Annotated in this window: 25 protein-coding genes and 1 pseudogene; 10 read left to right on the top strand and 16 right to left on the bottom strand. The window is 73.1% G+C overall.

What is annotated here, in order from left to right:
• Positions 1-45: 45 nt before the first annotated feature.
• A complete protein-coding gene (locus tag ABZS58_RS36755; protein WP_354787939.1) occupies positions 46-567 on the top strand; it encodes a MarR family transcriptional regulator in 522 nt (173 codons plus the stop codon).
• Positions 564-926 (top strand): hypothetical protein, encoded by a 363-nt coding sequence (locus tag ABZS58_RS36750; protein WP_354787937.1) that lies wholly within the window; start codon positions 564-566, stop codon positions 924-926. Before ABZS58_RS36755 ends, ABZS58_RS36750 begins: the two co-directional genes overlap by 4 nt.
• A 15-nt stretch (positions 927-941) precedes the next feature.
• On the opposite strand, the gene ABZS58_RS36745 is transcribed toward ABZS58_RS36750, so the two are convergent.
• From ABZS58_RS36745 to ABZS58_RS36725, 5 genes are read right to left on the bottom strand one after another with little or no spacing between them, the layout of a single operon-like run.
• Positions 942-1,103, bottom strand: a complete 162-nt coding sequence (locus tag ABZS58_RS36745) for a hypothetical protein (protein WP_354787936.1) — start codon at positions 1,101-1,103, stop codon at positions 942-944.
• Positions 1,100-2,401: a condensation domain-containing protein gene (locus tag ABZS58_RS36740; RefSeq protein ID WP_354787934.1), complete on the bottom strand. Its 1,302-nt coding sequence runs from the start codon at positions 2,399-2,401 to the stop codon at positions 1,100-1,102. Before ABZS58_RS36740 ends, ABZS58_RS36745 begins: the two co-directional genes overlap by 4 nt.
• Before the next feature lie 55 nt (positions 2,402-2,456).
• Positions 2,457-3,089 (bottom strand): acVLRF1 family peptidyl-tRNA hydrolase, encoded by a 633-nt coding sequence (locus tag ABZS58_RS36735; protein WP_354787933.1) that lies wholly within the window; start codon positions 3,087-3,089, stop codon positions 2,457-2,459.
• A gap of 25 nt (positions 3,090-3,114) precedes the next feature.
• On the bottom strand, positions 3,115-3,432 hold the full coding sequence (locus ABZS58_RS36730; protein WP_354787932.1) for a hypothetical protein: 318 nt from the start codon (positions 3,430-3,432) through the stop codon (positions 3,115-3,117).
• Positions 3,433-3,492: 60 nt separating this feature from the next.
• Entirely contained in the window at positions 3,493-4,635 is a 1,143-nt protein-coding gene (locus tag ABZS58_RS36725) for a histidine kinase (protein ID WP_354787931.1), read from the bottom strand.
• Between the two features lie 28 nt (positions 4,636-4,663).
• On the opposite strand from ABZS58_RS36725, the gene ABZS58_RS36720 reads away from it, so the two are divergent.
• The 3 genes from ABZS58_RS36720 (at position 4,664) to ABZS58_RS36710 (ending at position 6,526) form a co-directional block, all read left to right on the top strand.
• Positions 4,664-5,281: a response regulator transcription factor gene (locus ABZS58_RS36720; RefSeq protein WP_354787930.1), complete on the top strand. Its 618-nt coding sequence runs from the start codon at positions 4,664-4,666 to the stop codon at positions 5,279-5,281.
• 71 nt (positions 5,282-5,352) lie between these two features.
• Complete coding sequence (locus ABZS58_RS36715) at positions 5,353-6,342, top strand: glycerophosphodiester phosphodiesterase family protein (RefSeq protein WP_354787929.1); 990 nt, start codon at positions 5,353-5,355, stop codon at positions 6,340-6,342.
• A gap of 10 nt (positions 6,343-6,352) precedes the next feature.
• Entirely contained in the window at positions 6,353-6,526 is a 174-nt protein-coding gene (locus ABZS58_RS36710) for a hypothetical protein (RefSeq protein WP_354787928.1), read from the top strand.
• A 954-nt stretch (positions 6,527-7,480) separates the two neighbouring features.
• On the opposite strand, the pseudogene rnhA reads toward ABZS58_RS36710, so the two are convergent.
• A pseudogene (gene rnhA, locus ABZS58_RS36705) lies at positions 7,481-7,915 on the bottom strand (ribonuclease HI); the annotation flags it as partial.
• 69 nt (positions 7,916-7,984) lie between these two features.
• On the opposite strand from rnhA, the gene ABZS58_RS36700 reads away from it, so the two are divergent.
• Positions 7,985-8,458, top strand: coding sequence for a macro domain-containing protein (locus ABZS58_RS36700; RefSeq protein WP_354787927.1), 474 nt, complete (start codon positions 7,985-7,987; stop codon positions 8,456-8,458).
• Between the two features lie 155 nt (positions 8,459-8,613).
• On the opposite strand, the gene ABZS58_RS36695 is transcribed toward ABZS58_RS36700, so the two are convergent.
• Positions 8,614-9,813, bottom strand: a complete 1,200-nt coding sequence (locus ABZS58_RS36695; RefSeq protein ID WP_354787926.1) for a hypothetical protein — start codon at positions 9,811-9,813, stop codon at positions 8,614-8,616.
• Between the two features lie 143 nt (positions 9,814-9,956).
• On the opposite strand from ABZS58_RS36695, the gene ABZS58_RS36690 reads away from it, so the two are divergent.
• Positions 9,957-10,367 (top strand): MarR family transcriptional regulator, encoded by a 411-nt coding sequence (locus tag ABZS58_RS36690; RefSeq protein WP_354787924.1) that lies wholly within the window; start codon positions 9,957-9,959, stop codon positions 10,365-10,367.
• A 215-nt stretch (positions 10,368-10,582) separates the two neighbouring features.
• Here ABZS58_RS36690 and ABZS58_RS36685 read toward each other — a convergent pair whose 3' ends face one another.
• The 4 genes from ABZS58_RS36685 to ABZS58_RS36670 all read right to left on the bottom strand — a co-directional run bounded on the left by ABZS58_RS36685 (position 10,583) and on the right by ABZS58_RS36670 (position 13,665).
• Positions 10,583-11,143 (bottom strand): dihydrofolate reductase family protein, encoded by a 561-nt coding sequence (locus ABZS58_RS36685; protein ID WP_354787922.1) that lies wholly within the window; start codon positions 11,141-11,143, stop codon positions 10,583-10,585.
• 67 nt (positions 11,144-11,210) lie between these two features.
• Positions 11,211-11,912 carry an ABC transporter ATP-binding protein gene (locus ABZS58_RS36680; RefSeq protein WP_354787921.1) on the bottom strand — a complete coding sequence of 234 codons (702 nt, stop codon included), beginning with the start codon at positions 11,910-11,912 and terminating at the stop codon, positions 11,211-11,213.
• Positions 11,885-12,703: an ABC transporter permease gene (locus tag ABZS58_RS36675; protein ID WP_354787920.1), complete on the bottom strand. Its 819-nt coding sequence runs from the start codon at positions 12,701-12,703 to the stop codon at positions 11,885-11,887. Before ABZS58_RS36675 ends, ABZS58_RS36680 begins: the two co-directional genes overlap by 28 nt.
• On the bottom strand, positions 12,700-13,665 hold the full coding sequence (locus tag ABZS58_RS36670; RefSeq protein ID WP_354787919.1) for an aliphatic sulfonate ABC transporter substrate-binding protein: 966 nt from the start codon (positions 13,663-13,665) through the stop codon (positions 12,700-12,702). The genes ABZS58_RS36675 and ABZS58_RS36670 overlap by 4 nt, the downstream gene beginning before the upstream one ends.
• Before the next feature lie 122 nt (positions 13,666-13,787).
• Here ABZS58_RS36670 and ABZS58_RS36665 point away from each other — a divergent pair, with 122 nt between their 5' ends.
• Together ABZS58_RS36665 and ABZS58_RS36660 are read left to right on the top strand one after the other, a co-directional pair.
• A complete protein-coding gene (locus ABZS58_RS36665; RefSeq protein WP_354787918.1) occupies positions 13,788-14,531 on the top strand; it encodes a DUF5995 family protein in 744 nt (247 codons plus the stop codon).
• Between the two features lie 105 nt (positions 14,532-14,636).
• Positions 14,637-14,927: a peptidoglycan-binding domain-containing protein gene (locus ABZS58_RS36660; RefSeq protein WP_354787917.1), complete on the top strand. Its 291-nt coding sequence runs from the start codon at positions 14,637-14,639 to the stop codon at positions 14,925-14,927.
• 3 nt (positions 14,928-14,930) lie between these two features.
• On the opposite strand, the gene corA is transcribed toward ABZS58_RS36660, so the two are convergent.
• Positions 14,931-15,947 carry a magnesium/cobalt transporter CorA gene (gene corA / locus ABZS58_RS36655; RefSeq protein ID WP_354787916.1) on the bottom strand — a complete coding sequence of 339 codons (1,017 nt, stop codon included), beginning with the start codon at positions 15,945-15,947 and terminating at the stop codon, positions 14,931-14,933.
• Positions 15,948-16,161: 214 nt separating this feature from the next.
• Between corA and ABZS58_RS36650 the strand changes: the two genes are divergently transcribed.
• Positions 16,162-16,590, top strand: a complete 429-nt coding sequence (locus ABZS58_RS36650) for an STAS domain-containing protein (RefSeq protein ID WP_354787914.1) — start codon at positions 16,162-16,164, stop codon at positions 16,588-16,590.
• Positions 16,591-16,648: 58 nt separating this feature from the next.
• On the opposite strand, the gene ABZS58_RS36645 is transcribed toward ABZS58_RS36650, so the two are convergent.
• From ABZS58_RS36645 to ABZS58_RS36630, 4 genes are read right to left on the bottom strand one after another with little or no spacing between them, the layout of a single operon-like run.
• A complete protein-coding gene (locus ABZS58_RS36645; RefSeq protein WP_354787912.1) occupies positions 16,649-17,047 on the bottom strand; it encodes a VOC family protein in 399 nt (132 codons plus the stop codon).
• Positions 17,044-17,889, bottom strand: a complete 846-nt coding sequence (locus ABZS58_RS36640; protein ID WP_354787910.1) for an AraC family transcriptional regulator — start codon at positions 17,887-17,889, stop codon at positions 17,044-17,046. Before ABZS58_RS36640 ends, ABZS58_RS36645 begins: the two co-directional genes overlap by 4 nt.
• A 21-nt stretch (positions 17,890-17,910) precedes the next feature.
• Positions 17,911-18,234, bottom strand: coding sequence for a plasmid stabilization protein (locus ABZS58_RS36635; protein WP_354787908.1), 324 nt, complete (start codon positions 18,232-18,234; stop codon positions 17,911-17,913).
• 25 nt (positions 18,235-18,259) lie between these two features.
• Positions 18,260-18,907 carry an alpha/beta fold hydrolase gene (locus ABZS58_RS36630; RefSeq protein WP_354787906.1) on the bottom strand — a complete coding sequence of 216 codons (648 nt, stop codon included), beginning with the start codon at positions 18,905-18,907 and terminating at the stop codon, positions 18,260-18,262.
• Positions 18,908-19,060: the final 153 nt, after the last annotated feature.

Below are 19,060 nucleotides of genomic sequence, written 5' to 3'. Positions count from 1 at the left end.
CCCGGTTGCCCCGGGCGTCATGAGCAATTACTGTATGACTTCATTATGCAGTACGTAACTGATGATGCGGGCAGGTTGTTCGACCCCGGCACGCGGGCCGCGCTGGCCGCGTTCACGGCTGAAGAGGCGTTGCCGCTGCTGGAGGCCGCCGCGGCGGTGCGGGCCGCGGCCGGGGCGATCGAGCACCTCCGCTCGGCGGGCGCGACCGGGCGCGGGCTCAGCGCGGGCGGGTTCGACCTGCTGCTCCGGCTGAGCACGAGCGGCGACGACGGCGTGCCGCTGGGTGAGCTGGCGCAGGCGCTCAATGTCACCCCGCGCAACGTCACCGGCCTCGTCGACACCCTCGAGCGTGAGGGCCTGGTGCGTCGCGCACCGGACCCGGCCGACCGCCGCTCGGTGCGCGCCGTCCTCACCGCGGACGGCACCGCATGGCTGGACAGGTTCCGGGCGCCGACGCGGCTGGCGATGGAGGCCGTGTTCGCCGGGTTCGGTCCCGCCGAGGCGGATCAGTTGCGTGACCTGTGCCTCCGGCTCGTCCAAGGTGTGCGAGGAGTTCGATCACGATGAGCACTGTCGATGTGGTGCGGGCCTATCATGACGCCAGGTTCCGGGGCGACGTCGCCGCGGCCGTGGCGCTGACCGGGACGCCGTTCAGGTTCGAGAGCCCGATGCTGCGGTTCGACGACCCTGCCGCGCACTTGGCGGGCCTGCCCGACTTCCTGCGGATCGTCACCGGGGTCGATCTGCACTCCGAGTTGTACGGCGCAGCCGAAGCCACCCTCGTCTACGACGTCCACACGGCCACGCCGGCCGGCACGCAGCGCACCGCCGAGCACTTCCGGCTCACCGGCGGCCGGATCACCGCGATCACGCTCATCTTCGACGCGGCCCCGTGGCAGGCGATGCGCGCCGCCGTCACCGGCTGACCGGAGCGGGCGGCGTCAGTGCCGGTCGGCCCGGCGGGCGCCGCGATTCCGCACGGCCAGGCCGTCGACGGCGACGCCGCACTCCCGCGCGGGCAGGCCGTCGACGGCGCGCGACCCGGTGCAGCGCCGCGGCACGACACCCGTCCAGGCGTTCCCCGAGGAGCCGTGACCCGTCATCCGCGGCCGGCGACGACGATCGACTCCATGGTGCGGGCGACGGTCTCGGCGTCGGTGAGGGACAGGAAGGCGGTGTCCACGTCGACGGTGAGGACCAGCGCGCCGGGCTCGTCGTCGATGTGCAGGAACAGCGGCTCCGTCGGGCCCGTCGACGCGCCGACCCACTCGAAGACCCCGTCGGCGGTCGTCGTGTCGGGCGCCGGGGCCCGCTGGACGCGGCGGTCGTTGTAGCAGACGGTCCGGGTGACGTCGGTGCCGGTGCGGGCGATCAGCTCCGCGAGCCGCAGCGGGTCGTAGTAGGCGTGCTTGTGCGCGGCGAGGGAGGCGCGAGCGACCCGGCCGAGGGCCTCCTGAAGGGGGGAGGCCACGTCGGCGACGCAGAGGCCGAGCTGGGCGAGGGGGGTCACGACCTCGGCGAGACCCGAGCGGAAGCGGTTGCCGACCAGGTGCCGCACCGCGACCTGGTCGGTGGCCGTGACCTGCCCGACGGCCATCATGAACGCCGTCGACAGGATCGTCGCCGGGTCCACACCGGTGCGGGCGGCGACCACGGGCAGGGCGGCGGCCATCGACCGCGACGTGAAGCGTGCCTTCGGATACTGCTGCGGCCGCGGCGTCAGCACCGGCGACAACACCGCGACCGACGGCAGGTGCCGCTCCCAGTGGCGGACGGCGGCCGCGCTCTGCCGCTCCCCGGACGGCGACCGCTGCCAGGCGGCGAGCTCGAGCGGCTGCGGCCCGGTGACGGGGGTGGCGACGCGGGCACCGGCCTCGGCGACCATGACGCCGGCGCCGATCGCGTCGGTCACCAGGTGCGGCATGATCACGACGAGCCGCTCGGGGCGCCCGTCGCGGCAGACGATCGCGGCGCGCAGCGGCCAGTCGGCGGCGAGATCGGGCTCCGCGGTCCGGTACGCGTGCTCGACCTCGGCGGCGAAACCGGACGGGTCGGCGGACTCGTACACCTCGACGACCAGGATCCCGTCGGCGTGGACCTCCTGGAGCGGCCGGTCGTCGTGGCGCAACCGCGTCCGGAACGACTGATAGCGCTCCAGCGAATAGCGCAGCTCGTCGACCAGATCGGCGACGGTGGTGCCCGGCGCGACCGGCTGGTGCCCGCCCATCGGCAGCCACGACCGCTCGCGGTCCATCGTGAGCAGCATCGACTGCTGACCCCAGGTCAGCTCGGCGACGCCGCTGCCCTCGCCGCGAAACGCGACGTCGATCCGATCCATGAGGTCCGCATCCGCGTCGAACGCCTCAACCTCGACGCCGCGTCCCACTACCACGTCAACCATCGACGGACCCATCCTCGTCAGGCTCGCGACCCAGGCACAGCGTAGCGGTCAAACGTCACGGCACCAGATGGATACGGATCTTTCTTGCGGTGACCGCCGCGTCCTCCAGGACGTTGAGCCGCGGCTCCGCGACTTCGAGCAGGTGGGGGTGGCGCAGCGCGGCGATCCGCTCCAGCCGCGGGTCTTCGAGGACCAGGTCGATCATGGGACGGTCGCCGCCGCAGACGAGCGCGGCGAGATCGGTGTGGCCGCCCAGGATCCGCGCGGCGATGTCGGCCGTCTCCTCGATCGCGGCGTCCGTCTGGTTGCCGCGGCGCCTGGCGTACCGCTGCTGCGACCACCCTCCGGCGGCGGTCCGCCCTTGCACGTAGAACCGTTCGACCTTCGAGGACGCCAGGGTGGTGCCTTCGACGACCCCGACGGCCGCGGCGCCGCGCCGCACGAGCAGCAGCCCGATCTTCGGCGGCTTCGCGATCCCCTGCAGCAGGGCGTCGATGTCGGCGACCCCGTCGAGGCCGGGCGGCGGATGCAGGGCCGCGGTGTCGCCGTTGCTCTCACCCGTGAGGGTCAGCGCGGCCTCGGTGGCGCCGTTGTGCCGGCCGTAGAACCCGTCGAGCCAGCCCTTGAGCCGCTCCGGGGAGATCTCGACCCACCGTCCCCCGCCGGCGGCGGGCCGCGCCTTCACCATCCGGCCAGTCTGCCCTAAAGCCGCCCTAATGGACGAACAGCAGCGGCACGAGGACGACGACGCCGACGATCGCCACCGACGACAGGACGCCGCGCCAGGTGCGCAGGAACCGCCGGATCCTGCGCCGCCGGCCGCCCCTGCGCGGGCGGGGGCTCGGCTCGTCCCGGGTGACCGCGAAGATCTCCAGCCAGAGCCCGCCGAGCAGCGCGAGCGGCGCCGCCACCGCGACGGCCGCGAGCCGGACGCCGGTCAGCGGCGGCATGGTGTTGATGACGACCGCGGTCACCGCGGCCACCAGCACGGCGACGGCGAACTGCGCGACGGCACGCAACCGTCCCTGCACCGCCACCTCCCTTGGTCGGCCCTCAGCGTAGGGCGCGGACGGGGACGGCCGGGAGGTCCTTCACCCGCCCGCGTGAACGGCGGGGAACTCGGCCGTCACCTGCCATCCGTCGGCGGTGGGGCCGTAGGTCAGCGTCCCGCCCGCGGCCAGCGCGTCCGTTTCGAGGCTGCGCAGCCCGTACCGGCCACCGCCACCCGCACGTCGCGGGGGCTTCGCACCGGGCGGGCGGTGGGTGGTGAGCCGCAGCGCGGTGTCCTTGACGCTCGCGCGGAGGGTGGTGCCGGGGCCGTCGTGCCGCAGGGCGTTCGTCGCCGCTTCGGCCGTCAGGCGGTACACCACCTGGCGAACGGCGACCGGGAGCACGGTCAGCGCTTCGGCCAGCCCTTCCTGCACCGACAACCCTGCCTCGCGCAGCGCGGTGAGCCGCTCCTCCAGCGTGGCCGCGTCGTCCCGCCGGTGCTCCTCGGCCAGGGCGAGGCGCACCTCGGCGAGCGCGTCGCGGCCGGCGCCGAGGACGGTGTCGAGGCGGCGCCGGTCGTCGGGGGCGAGCCTCGCGGTGGCGCGCAGTGCCTCGCCCTGCACCAGCATGACCGTCATCGTGTGGGCGAGACTGTCGTGCAGGCGGCGGGCCAGCCGCTCCCGCGCCCGGGCGGTCTCGGCCTCCCGCTCGACGAGCCGCCGCTCGGCACGTTCGCGGTCGTGCTCGGCGCGTTCCCGGTCGTGCTCGGCGCGTTCCCGGTCGTGTTCCGCGCGTTCCCGGTCGTGCTCGGCGCGTTCGCGGAGGTGTTCGCCGCGTTCGACGCCGGCCAGCCAGGTGACGATCAGGGCCACGGCGGCGAGGAGGCCGCCCTCGACCGGGCCGCGCCGGATCGCGCCGGTGACCGTGACGAGCACCGCGGCGGCGCCGCACATCCCCCACCGCACCGCCGGCGACCGGTGCGTCGCCGCGGTGTACATGGCGAGGGACACCGGCAGGTAGCCGACGGCGCGGCCCATCCCGAGCAGCGAGTGCGCCGCCGTCGCCGCGCTGATGACCGCGAGCACCGTGCCGGGCGCGACGCGGCGCCACACGAGCGGCACCAGCTGCCCTGCCGCCAGGGGCACCGAGATGACCGTGCCGGACAGGGCGTAGAGCGTGACGAGGGTGGAGTACAGCGTCAGGTCGATCGCGAGCCGCCAGTGCCGGCGGAGCCGGGCGGTCATCCGTGCCCCCTGACATATCATCGGCCGGGTGATCCGGCTTGCCATCGTCGACGACCAGGCGCTCGTCCGCGAGGGGCTCGCCCTGATCCTCGGCGCGGAGCCGGACATCGAGGTGGTCGCCGGGTTCGCCGACGGCGCCGCGCTGCTGCGCGACCCGGTCGCCGCCGACCTCATCCTGCTCGACCTGTATCTGCCGGGCGCCGACGGGGTCGCGACGATGCTGCGGCTGCGCGACCGGCAGCCCGAGGTGCGGGTGCTGATGCTGACGACGGTCGGCAGCGCCGCCGACATCCAGCGGGCGCTGACCGCCGGCGCAGACGGGTTCGTGCTCAAGGACGCCACCGGAGCCGAGCTCGCGGCGGCGGTCCGGGGCGCGCACGCCGGGGTGCGCCCGTTGAGCGCTTCCGCGGCCGAGCTGCTGTGGCCGCGGCGGGTGGCGCCCGCGACCGCGGACCTGAGCGCGCTCACGCCACGCGAGCGGGAGGTCCTGGACCTGCTCGGGCAGGGTCTCGGCAACCGGGAGATCGCCGGGGCGCTCACGCTCGCCGAGCGGACCGTCAAGGCGCACGTCAGCAGCGTGCTGGCGAAGCTGGACGTGACCAGCCGCACGCAGGCCGCGCTGCTGGCCCGGGACCTGCACGGGTAGCACCAAGGACCGGGTCGGGCCACGTACTTTTGACCGTTACCGCCGGCGGCGGGCTGCGCGAGGCTGTGACGGTGCTGACCGTCCCGCGCCGCTGGCGCCGCCGCATCGCCGTCACCCTGGCGGTGCTGTCCGTCGTCGTCGCGGGCCTCTGGGTGCGCAACAGTTCGGTCCTCGCCGGGCCCGCGCGCGACCAGCGGCCGTTCCTGCTCGCGCACCGCGGGATCGGGCAGACGTTCGACCTAGCCGGGGTCGCCGCCGACACGTGCACGGCGAAGATCATCCACCCGCCGCAGGTGCCACTGCTGGAGAACACGGTGCCGTCGCTGCGCGCCGCGTTCGACGCGGGCGCGGACCAAGCGGAGATCGACGTGCAGCTGACCCGCGACGGGCAGCTCGCCGTGTTCCACGACGCGACCCTCGACTGCCGCACCGACGGCACCGGCACCGTCGCCGAGCACACCGTCGAGGAGCTGCGGCGGCTCGACGTCGGCTATGGGTACACCTCGGACGGCGGCGGCACCCATCCGCTGCGCGGCACCGGGGTGGGGCTGCTGCCGACGGTGCCGGAGGTGTTCGCCGCGCTGCCCGGCCGGGCGTTCAAGCTCGACCTGAAGCGCGACGACGCGGCCGACGGCGAGGCGCTCGCCGGCTTCCTCGCGACGCTGCCCGCGGACCGGCTCGCGGGCGTCACGGTGACCGGCGGCGACGCGGCCGTCGAGGCCGTCGTGCGGCGGCTCCCGCAGGTCCGCGCCGGATCGCGGGCGATCATCAAGGAATGCCTGCTCGACTATGCCGGCGTCGCCTGGACCGGGCACGTGCCGGACAGCTGCCGGCACCGTGAGCTGCCGCTGCCGGCCCGCTACGGCCGATGGCTGTGGGGCTGGCCGCACCTGTTCGTGGCCCGGATGCGGTCGGTCGACACGCGGGTGGTCCTGGTCCGCGGCGAGGGCGACTGGTCCGCCGGGTTCGACACCGCCGCCGACGTCGCCGAGCTGCCGGACGGCTGGACCGGCGGGATCTGGACCAACCGCGTCGACGTCCTGGCTCCTCTGGTGCGATGAGGATCCTCGCGTGAACCTCAGGCTCCTCGACCACGGTGAACGCGTCCGCGACGCCGTCGAGCCCGACACATCCGGTGACGAGGTGCGCCACGGCGAGCTTCCCACCGACGAGCTTCCCGTCGGCGAGCGCGTGCAGCGTGTCGCAGACCTCCAGCGGCGCGCAGCCGACGACGAGTCTCCCTGACCCCACGCCCAGACGGCGCCAAACCGGCACGCCGGCTCCCGCCCGACCGGCGCGGCCACGCCCGCCCCGGGCCACAAGGGGGCGCGGCGAGTCGCGTAGGGCGGGCACCGTTCGGCTCCGGGAGTTGGGCGAGGGTCGCGGGTGGCGAACTCGGCTACCGCGGGCCGGTTGAGGCGCAGCCCGTGGCCGCCCGCCGGAATGTCACCGAGGCGCGACGGCGTGGACCGCTCCGCACTCCCCCGCGGCACGAAGTCACACTCCCCCGCGGCACGAAGTCGCACGCTCCACAGTCGACCAGCGGACGAGCAACGTCGAGGACGCCACCGTGGCGAGCACGGCCAGGGCTGCCGCGCCGATCCGGCGGGACAGGCCGAGACCAGGCGCGAACGCAGCCCGGCGGCCCCGGCGAGGACCGCCACCGCCGCCAGCACCGGCACGTCGTCGATGGAAGCGGGCGGCGGGACAGGCGGCACCGCCGGTGCACCCGACGACAACCGCGAGCAGGAGCACGACGAGCGGTCAGCAGAGGACGCGGCTGGCGAGACGGCCGAAGGTCATGGGCGAAGCCTGATGGTCGCCCGCCGTGGCGTGATCTCCCCGGCGGCACTCCCCGCGTGGGGGAGAAAGACCCTAGGCGTGGGTCGCGCAGCGTCCTCCGCCGGTCGCCACACCGCAGGGCGTGCCCCGCTTGGTCGGCGCGCCGCAGAGCACGGCCGGGTCGTGGACGTGACACAGCCCAGACGGCCGAGCCGCGATCGGGCACGCTTTGCCGGACTTCGTCCGCGCCCGGCAGAGGACCCCACCCGTCGCTGCGGGCGCATCACGACCCACCGCGGTGGACGCGGCATGACCCGTCCCGGTGGAGACGGCACGACCCGTCGCGGTGGACGCGGCCCGTACGGGCCGGGCCCCGCGCGCGGGAGCGACAGGCACCGCCACGCCGGCCGCTTCCAAGGCCTCGCGCTGACCGCGGGCCGCGAGCCGGTCGGCGCGCTCATTCTCCACGTGCCCGGCGTGGCCCTTCACCCAGTGCCAGGTGACCTCGTGCCGGCCCACGGCGGTGTCGAGCTCACGCCACAGGTCCTCGTTCTTCACGGGCTGGCCGTCGGTGGTCCGCCAGCCGTTGCGCTTCCACTTCGCGACCCACGACATGATGCCGTTGCGGACATACGTGCTGTCGGTGTGCAGGTCGACGACTGAGGCACGGGTCAACGCGTCAAGCGCGCGGATCGGCGCCGTCAGCTCCATCCGGTTGTTCGTCGTCGGCGTGGCCTCGCCGCCGCACAGTTCCTTCTCCACCGCCCCGTACCGCAGCAGCGCTCCCCAGCCGCCGGGTCCGGGGTTGCCGCTGCACGCGCCGTCGGTCCAGATCTCCACCCGCTCCGCCATCCAGAGAACCTACGTCACGGACCTGGTCAGACAGGAATTCTGTCGTACCCCGCTGGCATGCTCTCGGGCATGACACCACTGCGGATCATCAAAGGCGACGCGACCAGCCCTCAGGCGAGCGGCACGAAGATCATCGCCCATGTCTGCAACGACCAGGGGCACTGGGGCGCGGGGTTCGTCCTCGCCGTGTCCCGGCGCTGGCCAGAGCCCGAGCGGGACTATCGCAGATGGCACAGGGAGCGCGTCGGCAACGACTTCGCCCTCGGCGCCGTCCGGGTCGTGGAGGTCCAGCCGTCGGTGTTCGTGGCCAACATGGTCGGGCAGCACGGCATCAAGACGGGCAGTTCCGGCCCGCCGGTCCGCTATGAGGCGATCGGGCGGGCGCTGACGACGGTCGGCGACCGGGCGCTGGACCTGGGCGCTTCGGTGCACATGCCGAGGATCGGCTGCGGCCTGGCCGGTGGCCGGTGGGACAAGGTCGAGCCGCTGGTCGTGTCGGCACTCTGCGATCGGGACGTGCCTGTGACGGTCTATGACTTCTGATTGTCTTCTGCCGCTGGTTTACGACCCTGCGCCGCCGACCTGATTGTCATCGAATCCGGGGCCGTTCGGTGACGGGGTCAGCGGTGGCCGCAACGGGCCGTCCGCCGCCGCCACAGTCGTCGCGCACCGGCAGCTCACGGCTTGCGAGGTGCCGGTCATTGCCGCGGCGTGGTCGCCAGCGGCGCGGTCATGAACGACACGACCGGCACCGCCACGACCTCGGCCGGCTTCGTGGCACGCACGTTCGTATGCGCGGCCGGCACAGTGGTGGCGGCGACGTCCGGCGCAGCGGTCCGCTGCGTCCCGGCGCCTGTCGCGGCACGCCCTGCCGCGGTGAAGCCCTCCGCGCCGCGCGCAGTCGCAGCACGCCCTGACGGAGAGGAGCCCTCCGCAACGACCGGACTCGCCGCACGCCCTGACGCGATGAAGCCCCCCGCGCCGGCCACGGTCGAAGCACGCCCTGACGACGTGGAGCTCTCCGCAGCGGGCGTCGTGGGGGCCGGTTCAGCAGTTGCGCGCTCAGGCAAAACCTCTCCGTTCGTCGCACCGTCGGTCATCGTCGCTGGTGGCGGCGGCGTGGATTGAGGTGGGGCGGTGGGGTCGGTGCCGTTGAGGAAGGCGGTTGCCTGGGCGGTGAGGTCCGCCGCGCCGATCGCGTCTGCCCAGCGGGCGATCTCGGCGGCAAGGGCGACGGCCCCGGCTTCGTTGCCGGCGGCTCGGGCGAGGACGGCGAGGAGAAGCTGCTGCGACAGCGTGCCCGGGACGTTGCCGGCGGCGGCGCCGAGTTCGGTGGCGCGGCGCCAGCGGACGAGGGCTGCCTCGTCGTCGCCGTTGTCGTGGTCGTGGCCGCCCAGGTGGCGCAGCGCCTCGCGGGCGAGGAGCGGGTCGGCGGCGCCGGCCTGGAGCGCCGCCTCGTAGTGCGGCGGCGCGGTGGTCGGCGAGTCGAGGAGGTTGTCGGAGATCAGGCCCTGGTACATCTCCGCCCAGCCGCGGCGGACCTCGTCCGGCGCCGTCAGCGCCAGGTCGGCGGCGCGGCGCAGCAGAGCGGCGGCCGGTCCGCGCTGGGAGAGCATGGCCCGGTATTCGTGGCGCAGGCCGGTGAACGTGAGATCCCACCGCCCGGCGTCATCGAGGGAAGGGGCGAGCCGGGTGGCGTTGGCGAGGCGGTCGGGGGCGCTGGCCGTACCGGCGAACCAGTCAGCATCGACGGCCACCTGCGCGAAAGTCAGAGCCAGCAACGGGTCTTCGGCCGGCGCCGCGTCGAGCAGGGCCGTCGCGTCCTGCCACCGGCCGGCGTGGGCGAGGGCGCGGGCGGCGGAGGCGAGGGCTCGCCGGGGAACTGCGATCTCGGTCATGATGGCGACAGTAGTAATCACAAAAACTATCCTCAAGAAAACTACTTTTCGAGGGAGCTGCGATCAAGGACGACGTCGAGCAGCACATCGGCATCTGGGAACGCGAGCTGCCGTGGCTCGACCCGGTGAAAGAGGCGATCTTCATGCGGCTCAGCATCCTGGCCCGGCATACTTCGCAGCTGCGCCGTGACACGTTGGCCGCCGATGGGCTGCCGCATTGGCAGTACAAGATTCTGATGAAGCTGCGGAGGCTGGGTCCGCCGTACGCCGCGAGCCCGTCCGAACTCGCCGACACGCTCGGGCTGACCAGGGGCGCGCTGTCCGCACGCCTCGCGCCGATGCAGGAGGCGGGGCTCATCGACCGGACGGGCGACGCGGAGGATCGGCGGCGGGTGCACGTACGGCTGACGGAGGTCGGCAGCGCCGCGTTCGAGCAGCAGGCGGGTCGCGAGGACCACGGCGAGGCGGCGCTGCTGGAGGCGCTCACCGCGGACGAACGGCAGACCCTCGCCGAGCTGCTGCGCCGTCTCGTCCTGGCCGCCGAGGAACGCTAGGCACGCATCGCGGCCAGCAGCTTCCGGGCCGTCGCGTCGTGGCACAGCACCGTGGCGTCCAGCCGCAACCGCGACGTCCGGCATGCCACCGCAACCGCGACCTCCGGCATGCCACCGTAACCGCGACGTCCGGCATGCCACCGCAGCGGCGGCGTCCGGCATGCCACCGCAGCGGCGGCGTCCAGTTCGTCGCAGCCACTACGACACTCGGACCGTCACGTAGCGGCCGCGTACCGCAGCAGCACCACCCCGTTGGCGAACGGACGCGACTCGAGCAGCCGCAGCCGCAGCGACGTGCCGGGGCGGAAGAGCGGATGGCCCGCACCCAGGACCGCCGGGTGCACGTAGAGGCGGTACTCGTCCACCAGGCCGTGCGACTGGAACGTCGTGAGCAGGTCCGGTCCGCCGACGAACAGGTCGCCGGCGGCCGCCGACCTGAGCGCCGCCACCTCGGCGGGCACGACCTCGCGGACGATCGTGCTGTTCCACTCCGCCGACCGCAGGGTGCGGGAGTAGACGACCTTCGGCACGTCGCGCCAGATGCGGGCGTAGTCCGCGACGACCTTCGGCGCCGCCGGGTCCTCGTCGGCGTAGGGCCAGAAGCCGGACATCAGCTCGTAGGACACGCGGCCGTTGAGCATCCCGCCGGAGGCGGCGATCTCCTCGTTGAAGTGGGTGTGCAGCTCGTCGGAGATGTCCTGCCATTCGAGGCTCCGCGAACTGGTCTCGAAGTAGCCGTCCAGTGACACCGACATCATGAAAATGATCTTGTTCAAGAGGGAACGTCCTTCCGGAGGTAGGGACTTTCCCGTACTGACGAAGCGCGGCGGCCGGACTCATCGCTCACGCGAAAAGCAGCGCGAGCAGTTCCCGGCGGGCGGCGCCGAACCCGGGCGCGTCCACCGCCCGCGGCCGTGGCAGCGTCACCGGCCGGTCCTCGGCGATCCGGCCGGCGTCCAGCACCAGCACCCTGTCCGCGAGCAGCAGTGCCTCATCGACGTCGTGCGTGACGAACAGCGCCGCGAAGCCGTGCGTGGCGCGCAGCCGCCCGAAGAGACCCTGCATCCGCAGCCTGGTCAGCGCGTCCAGCGCACCGAAGGGCTCGTCGAGCAGGAGGAGGTCCGGTTCCCGTACCAGCGCCCGGGCGAACGCGACGCGCTGCGCCTGCCCTCCGGACAGCTCCGCGGGCCAGGCGTCCCGGCGGTCGGCGAGACCGACCTCGTCCAAGGCGGCGTCGACGCGTGAGCGCAGGTCAGCACCGCGCACGCCGAGGGCGACATTGGCCGCGACCCGCTTCCACGGCAGCAACCGGTGCTCCTGGAACACGACCGCCGTCGTGCCGGCGGTCCGGACGTCGCCGGTCGCCTCGCCGTCCAGCCCGGCGAGGATCCGCAGCAGCGTGCTCTTGCCGGATCCGCTACCGCCGAGCAGCGCCACGACCTCGCCGGGCGCGATGGTCAGGTCGACGCCGTCCAGGACGACGGTGGGGCCGAACGCGCGCCGGACCCCGGCGGCGTTCACCGGGCCCGCAGTCCGTGCCGCCATGCCAGCAGCCTCCTCTCGCCGAGTCGCAGCAGCAGGTCCGAGAGAAGGCCGAGCAGCGCGTAGGTGACGAGGCCGAGCACGACGACGTCGGTCTGGCTGAACTCGCGGGCCTCCATCATCATGAAGCCGAGGCCGCCCTGCCCGTTGACCTGCTCGCCGACGACGAGGCTGAGCCAGCCGGCGGCGAACGCGAGCCGCACGCCGAGGAACAGCGACGGCAGCGCCCCGGGCACGACGACGTGCCGGACCCGTTCGAGCGCGGTGAGGCCGCAGGTGCGGGCCGCTTCCACGAGGCGCTCGTCGATGTTGCGGATGCCGGCGTACGTGTTGAGGTAGATCGGGAAGAACGCGCCGAGCGCCACGAGGGTCACCTTCAGGGACTCGCCGATGCCGACCCAGATGATGAGCAGCGGCACCAGGCCCAGGTGCGGCAGCATCCGGGCCATCTGCACCGTCGGGTCGACCAGGTCGTCGCCGAGCCGGGCCAGCCCGGCGAGCGTGCCGAGCGCGAGGCCCAGCAGCCCGCCGATGAGCAGCCCGAGGACGGCCCGCTGGACGGAGTCGAGCAGGTATTGGCCGAGCGTGCCCTCCAGCGCCAGCCGCCATCCGGTGGCGAGGACCGTGCTCGGCGCGGGCAGCTTGTCAGGGTCGAGCAGCCCGCCCCGGACGCCGCCCTCCCACGCGGCGAGCAGGGCGAGCGGCGTCACCGCCCGCAGCCAGCGCCGGGCGGCGGGCCGGCGGCGGGGGGCAACGCCCGCCACCGCGGCCCGCCGGTCCAGGAGCGTCGTCATCGCAGAATGTCCGAGAACTGATCGTCGATGCGGCCCTTGATGTCGACCTTGCCGGGGATCAGCTGGAGCTCGGTGAACCCGTCGGCGATCTGCTGCAGCTCGTCGCCGATCGCGCCGTCGATCGGGGCCAGGGGCTGGGCGCTGCGGTCCAGGGCGCGGCGGGCGACGTCCTCGGGGATGTTCAGCTCCGGCGCGAGGATCTTGACGCGCTCCTCCGGGTTGCCGATGCCCCAGTCGGTGACCTCGCGGTACGTCTTCAGGAACTCGCGGATCTTGCCGGGCTTCGACTTCAGCGCCTGCGGCGACACGAGGATGTACTCGCGGTTGTTGGCCAGGCCGGTCGCGTCGACGAGCACCTTCACGCCGGGGGTCTCGGCGAGCGAGAAGTAGGGGTCCCAGATGATCCACGCGTCGACCTGGTCGTTGTCGAAGGCGGGCCGGGCGTCCGCGGGCTTGAGGTACTGAACGTCGATGTCCTTGATGGTCATGCCGTTCGCCTCGAGGAGGCGCACGAGCAGCCAGTTGACGTTCGACCCCTTGTTGAGTGCGACCTTCTTGCCCTTGAGGTCCTTGAAGGAGTTGTACCCCTTGGCCGCCTTGACGAGGACGGCTTCGCCCTTCGGCACCGGCTTGGAGGTGCCGATGATCCTGAAGTCGATCTTGCCGGCGGCCGCGAAGATCGGCGGGGCCTCACCGACCTGGCCGATGTCGATGGCGCCGGCCTTGATGCCCTCGGTGAGCGCCGGACCGCTCTCGAACAGCGACCAGGTGGTGCCGGCGGCCTCGGCCTTGCGCGCCTTGACCAGGCTGAGCCCGCCGAAGCGCTGGTAGCCGACCTTCAACGGCTCCTCGGCCGCGCCGGGCTTCGCGGCGGCCGGCTCCTTGTCGGCGGCACACCCCGCGGCCAGGGTGGTGCCCAGCAGAACCATGACACCGGTCAGGACGACCGAGAGCCGACGCATCGATGACGCTCCTCATTGACGGACTTGTGTGGCGGCACTATACCCACAACACCTACCGTTTGACTAGGAAAAGACGGGACCGGGGTTGTCGGCGTCACACGGTCTGCCGCACACTGCGGGGCGTGGACGACGCCGTAGCCGCGGTCATCCGGCGCATGGAGGACGGCCTGGACAGGCTCGCGCCCGACGACGCCCGGCGGCACTTCCACGGGACGTACCTGCGCACCACGCATGCCGTCGCGGCCGAGATCGAGCGGGGCGGGTTCCTGGACGCCGCGTGGCTGAACCGGTGGGACGTCGCGTTCGCCGAGTTCTATCTGGAAGCGTTCGAGGCGGACGGGACCGGGGGAACGGTGCCGCGGCCGTGGCGGATCGCGTTCGACACCGCGCGGGACCGGCCGGGGCTGCCGCCGCTGCGGCACGTGCTGCTCGGCATGAACGCGCACATCAACTACGACCTGCCGCAGTCGCTGATCGCGGTGATCAGCGAGGCGGAGTTCGACGACCCCGCCGTGCGCGCCGCCCGCGAACGCGACCACACCCACATCGACACGGTCCTGCTGGCGAGGGTCGGCGCCGAGGAGGCCGAAGGCCGCACCGCCGCCCGGCCGGGCCTGCTGGACCGGGCGCTCGCGCCGGCGAGCCGGGCCGCGACCCGGCGGCTGCTGACCGAGGCGAGGGCGAAGGTGTGGCGCAACACGGCCGTCCTGGACGCCGCGCGCCGCCGCGGACCTCAGGAGTACCAGAGCGGCGTCCGGCACCTCGAGGACGCCTCAGCGGCGAAGCTCGCCACGCTCACGGCACCGGGACAGGTCCTGCTGCGCCTCGCCCGCACGGGCTTCGGCGTGCTCATCCCTGGAGCGTAGGAGCGTGCTCATTCCCGGAGCGTAGGAGCGGGTCAGGGGGAACTCAGGGTCGGCTGGCAGGAAAGCCCTGACGCGGCGCACAGCCGGGCGCACCACACTTGGGCCATGACCGTTCGCCGTACTTTGCAGGCCGTCGGCGCCGCGCTCGCCGGCGCCGTCAGCGCACCCGACGCCGCCGCCCCGCCCGCCGACCCGCGCGAGGTGCGGGTCCTGCTGACGGAGATCGGCCTGTTGCGGCCGCGCTCCCCGCTGTCGGACGTGCCGCTCACGCTGTGCCGCTTCCAGTCCCGCGCCGGGCTCGCCATCGACGGCGTCGCCGGGCCGAAGACCGTGCAGGCGCTCACGCGGGCCGCCCGCGAGGCCCGCCACATCCGGAGCCTGGGCCTCGCGGCGTAAGCCTCACAGCCAGCCGTTGCGCCGCAGCGCCCGGTGCAGCAGCAGGCCGCTGCCCAGCATCAGCGCCAGGGCGTAGAAGTAGCCGTACCGCCAGTGCAGCTCCGGCATGAAGACGAAGTTCATGCCGTAGACGCCCGCGATGGCGGTCTGCAGCGCGGCGAGCGCCGCCCACGACGCGATCTTGCGCATGTCGTCGTTCTGGTCGATGGTGACCTGCGCCAGCCGGGCCTGCAGGATCGAGTTGAGGATGTCGTCGTGGTTGACGACCTGCTCCACGACCCTGGTCTCGTGGTCGTTGACGTCGCGGAAGTACCGCCGGATCTCCTTGGCGAGGGCGAACGTCTGCTTGTCCAGCAGCGTCAGCAGCGGCCGCTGCAACGGCACCGCCGCGGTGCGGAACTCCATCAGCTCCCGCTTCAGCTGGTAGACGTGCTCGATGCTGATGCCGCTGTTCCGGCGGAACACGGCCTTTTCCAGTTCCTGCACGTCGGTGTCGAACGCGGTGACGATGGCCAGATACGCGTCGACGATCCGGTCCAGGATGGCGTGCAGCACCGCCCACGGCCCGGCCGCGAGGTGCGCCGGGTTGGCCTCCAGGTCCTGCCGGGCGGCGCGCAGCTCACTCGCCTCGCCGTGACGGACCGTGACCACGAAGTGGCCACCGAGGAACACCCTGACCGAGCCGGTGTCGATGACCTCGCTGGTCTCGGTCAGCTCCGCGTGCGGCAGGTACCGGGCGGTCCGCACCACGAAGAACGTCACGTCCTCGTACCGCTCGACCTTCGGCCGCTGCGGCGACGGGTTCAGCGCGTCCTCGACGGCCAGGGGATGCAGCCCGAACACCTTCTCGACGTCGGCGAACTGCTCCGGATCCGGTTCGTGCAGCCCGATCCAGACGAATGCGTCCGGTCGCTCCCGGGCCCGTTCGTACAGCGCGCCGAGCGGCAGGTCGTCCGGTTGGCGGACCCCGCCGACATACAGCGCGCAGTCGACAACCGCGGGCCGAGAGTCCAGTTGCACCTGAAAAGCACCTTTCGTGGAGGCCAGACGTATCGCGGGGGCTCCTGGTTGCGTACCCACCCGGGTTCCTCCATGAACACCCGCGCGACCAGTCGCCGCCCGCTTGTCGGATCACCCGTTGCGACGACCGGCTGTCCGGCCACCGGCCGGTCGGATGGTCCCTCCACCTGGACAGAGGTTCACGGACCGTCACGGCGGACCGTATCGTCGCAGCATGGCAGCTCTCACCTTCGCAGTGGACCGACTCGCTGCCGCGACGGTGCTGACGTGTCACGGCGCGCTGGTCGCGGCCAGCGCGATGCAGCTGGAGACCGCGCTCTCCCAGCTGCTGCTCCGCCCGGAGCCCAGGATCGTCATCGACCTCGCGAAGGTCACCGCCATCGACTGCACCGGCGTCATGATGCTGCGCGTCACCGCGGGTATCGCCCTTGAACAGGGCGGATCCCTGGTGCTGGCGCTGCCCACCGCCGGGGTCGTCCACACGCTGCGTGAAGGCGGGACGCTGTCGACGATCCCGACCTACCGGTCGCTGGACAGCGCCCTGGCCGGCGACCCGCACGGCCTGGTCACCGACGCGGACGTCGCCGCCCAGTCCGCGGCCACCCCGTGGCCGATGAACGCCGACCGCCGCCGCAGCGCATAGGCCGGCGCGGCGCCTCCTGGACCAGCGAAGCACCGCGCGGCATGTGGCATGCGGAGGGTCAGCGGGGCTCGCCGCGGTAGGTGCCGAACGACCACAGGTTGCCCTCGGGGTCGTGGACGATGAAGTCGCGGGAGCCGTAGTCCTGGTCGGCGAGCTCCTTGTGCACCTTGGCGCCGGCGGCGACCGCCCGCGCGTAGAGGCCGTCGGGGTCGTCGGTGACCACGTAGGCGCCGAACGTGCCGGGGCGCATGGGCCAGGTGTCGCCGTCCGTGTCGCGGACGCTGCCGAGCATGATGCCGCCGCCGAGCGGCCAGGCGAGCTCGGCGTGGTCGACCCGGTCGCCGTCGCCGTGCACGACGACCTCCCGGAAGCCGAACGCGTCGACGAGGAAGCGGATCAGGGCACGGGCGTCGGTGGCCCGGAGCGTCGGCCAGACCTGCGGCGAAGGTGAAGTCATGCGTCCCAGTCTGCCGACCAGGGCACCTCGGGGTCTTGGACGTTTCGGAACGGTGGCAACTGCTCCTCGGCGAGCCACCGCGCCGGCGGGCAGCCCGCGAGCGCGCTGAACTCGCGTGTGAGATGCGCCTGGTCGTAGTAGCCGCAGCCGGCCGCGAGCGCCGCGAGGGAGTCCGCGCCGTCCTGCAGGCGGCGGCGCGCGACGTCGAAGCGCGCGACCCTGGCCGCCGCCTTCGGGGAGAGGCCGATCTCGACGTTGAAGCGGCGGCTGAGGTACCGCCCGCTCCACCCGACCTCCCGGGCCACGGCGGCGGTGCTGACCGTGCCGGTGCGCAGCATCCGCCACGCGTGCACGACCTCCGGCGCGGGCAGGACCGGCGACGCGAGACGGGCGGCGAACATCTCGTCGACGATCCGGAAGCGCTCGGGCCACGTGCCGGCGGAGCGGACCCGGTCGCGCAGCACGTCGACGAACGGGCCGAGCACGTCGCCGGCGGCGACGTCGAGGTTGGCGAGCTCGCCGGCGGGCAGCCCGAGCAGGGTCCGCGCGCCGAGCGGCGACAGCGCGATCTGGATGCCGGACTGCCGCCCGTCGTGCACGATCGTCGCCGGCGTGGTGTGCAGCCCGCCGAGCAGCGTGTCGTAGACGCCGGGCGGCGTCGCCGGGTCGGGGTGCGATGCGACCCGCAACGGGTCGTCGAGGGTCACGATGAGCGTCAGGAACGGTGACGGCAGGCCCCGGTGCACGGCGGGCGCGACGCCGGTCTCGCGGTAGCCGCTGTACCAGCCGGCGAACGGCCGCACCAGCGGCCCCGCGGGGCGGCGCACGTATTGCGAGAGCACCCCGTCACCGTAACGCCCCGCTCAGCTGACCGCGCTCTCCAGCTGCGCCTTCGTCATCTTCGAGCGGCCCTTGACCCCTTTGCGCCTCGCCTCCTCATAGAGCTGGTCGCGGGTGCGACCGCCCGGGCCGGAGTGCGAGCGCAGCCCGCCGCGCCGCGCGGAGGAGATGTCCCCGGTCGACGTGCGGCTCGACGTGCGGGCCTCGCCGGCGCGCGCCCGCTCCTTGTTCACCACGCGGGCCGCGATCTCCTCCGCGACGTCCTCGGACCGGCCCTGCGCCTTCTGCTGCCGTTTAATGTGTCCGTACTGCCGTTCTCGCTTGTCGCTCCACGCCTGCTGCGGCATGACGGACCTCCAACCTTCGCGATGATCACAGGACGTCGTGCTTCTCCCCATACCCACCTGGACGGGATCGACGCGCCCCGGCGACGAGGTCGGCGACGATCCGGTCCCACACCCCCGGCCGGCGCAGCATCGCGTGACCGTCGCCCGCGACGAGGGTGAACTCGGCACCGGTGCTCGCGGCGTACCGGGCGGACATCGCCGGGTCCGTGATCCGGTCCTCGGCGCCGTGCGCGAGCACGACCGACCCGGGCACGTCGGGGGCCCCGAACGGGTCACCCGGCTCGATCGGCTCGTTCGGCTCGATCCACGGCGCGAGCGCGCACACCCCCGAGACCCGCGACGCGAGCCGCAGCGCGGTGCGACCGCCCATCGAGTGACCGACGAGCACGACGGGGCTGCCGGGCTGCCGCCGGGCGGCCTCCCGCAGCGCCCAGCCCGCGTCGGCGACCGGATGCCGGTGGGGTTCGTTCCAGCCGCGGTACCGGTACCGCAGCCGCCAGACCGCGACGTCGGGGAACCGCCGCCGGACGGACCACCCGAACGGCACCATGCGCAGGTAGGCCAGGCCCCGCGGGGACCGGGCGAGGCTGCGGGCTCGGCCGCCGGGCAGCAGCACCACGACCGCCGCCGCGCCGTGCTCGGGACCCGTCGTGACCAGGCAAGGTTCGCTCACCCTGGTCATTCGGTGCCGGACCGTCACCGGATGGGTGACCAATCCGGGCCGCGACGGGCACCGAATGACGGCTGTGAAAACGGTAGCTGTCATCGGAGCCGGGAGTGTCCGGCCTCACCGCGGCGTACGTGCTGCGGCAGGGCCGGGACGTCA

The organism is Dactylosporangium sp. NPDC005555, assembly GCF_040605635.1.
Taxonomy (GTDB): Bacteria; Actinomycetota; Actinomycetes; order Mycobacteriales; family Micromonosporaceae; genus Dactylosporangium.
Note: the sequence above shows the minus strand (reverse complement) of the source record. Positions and strands in the feature narration are given on the sequence as shown.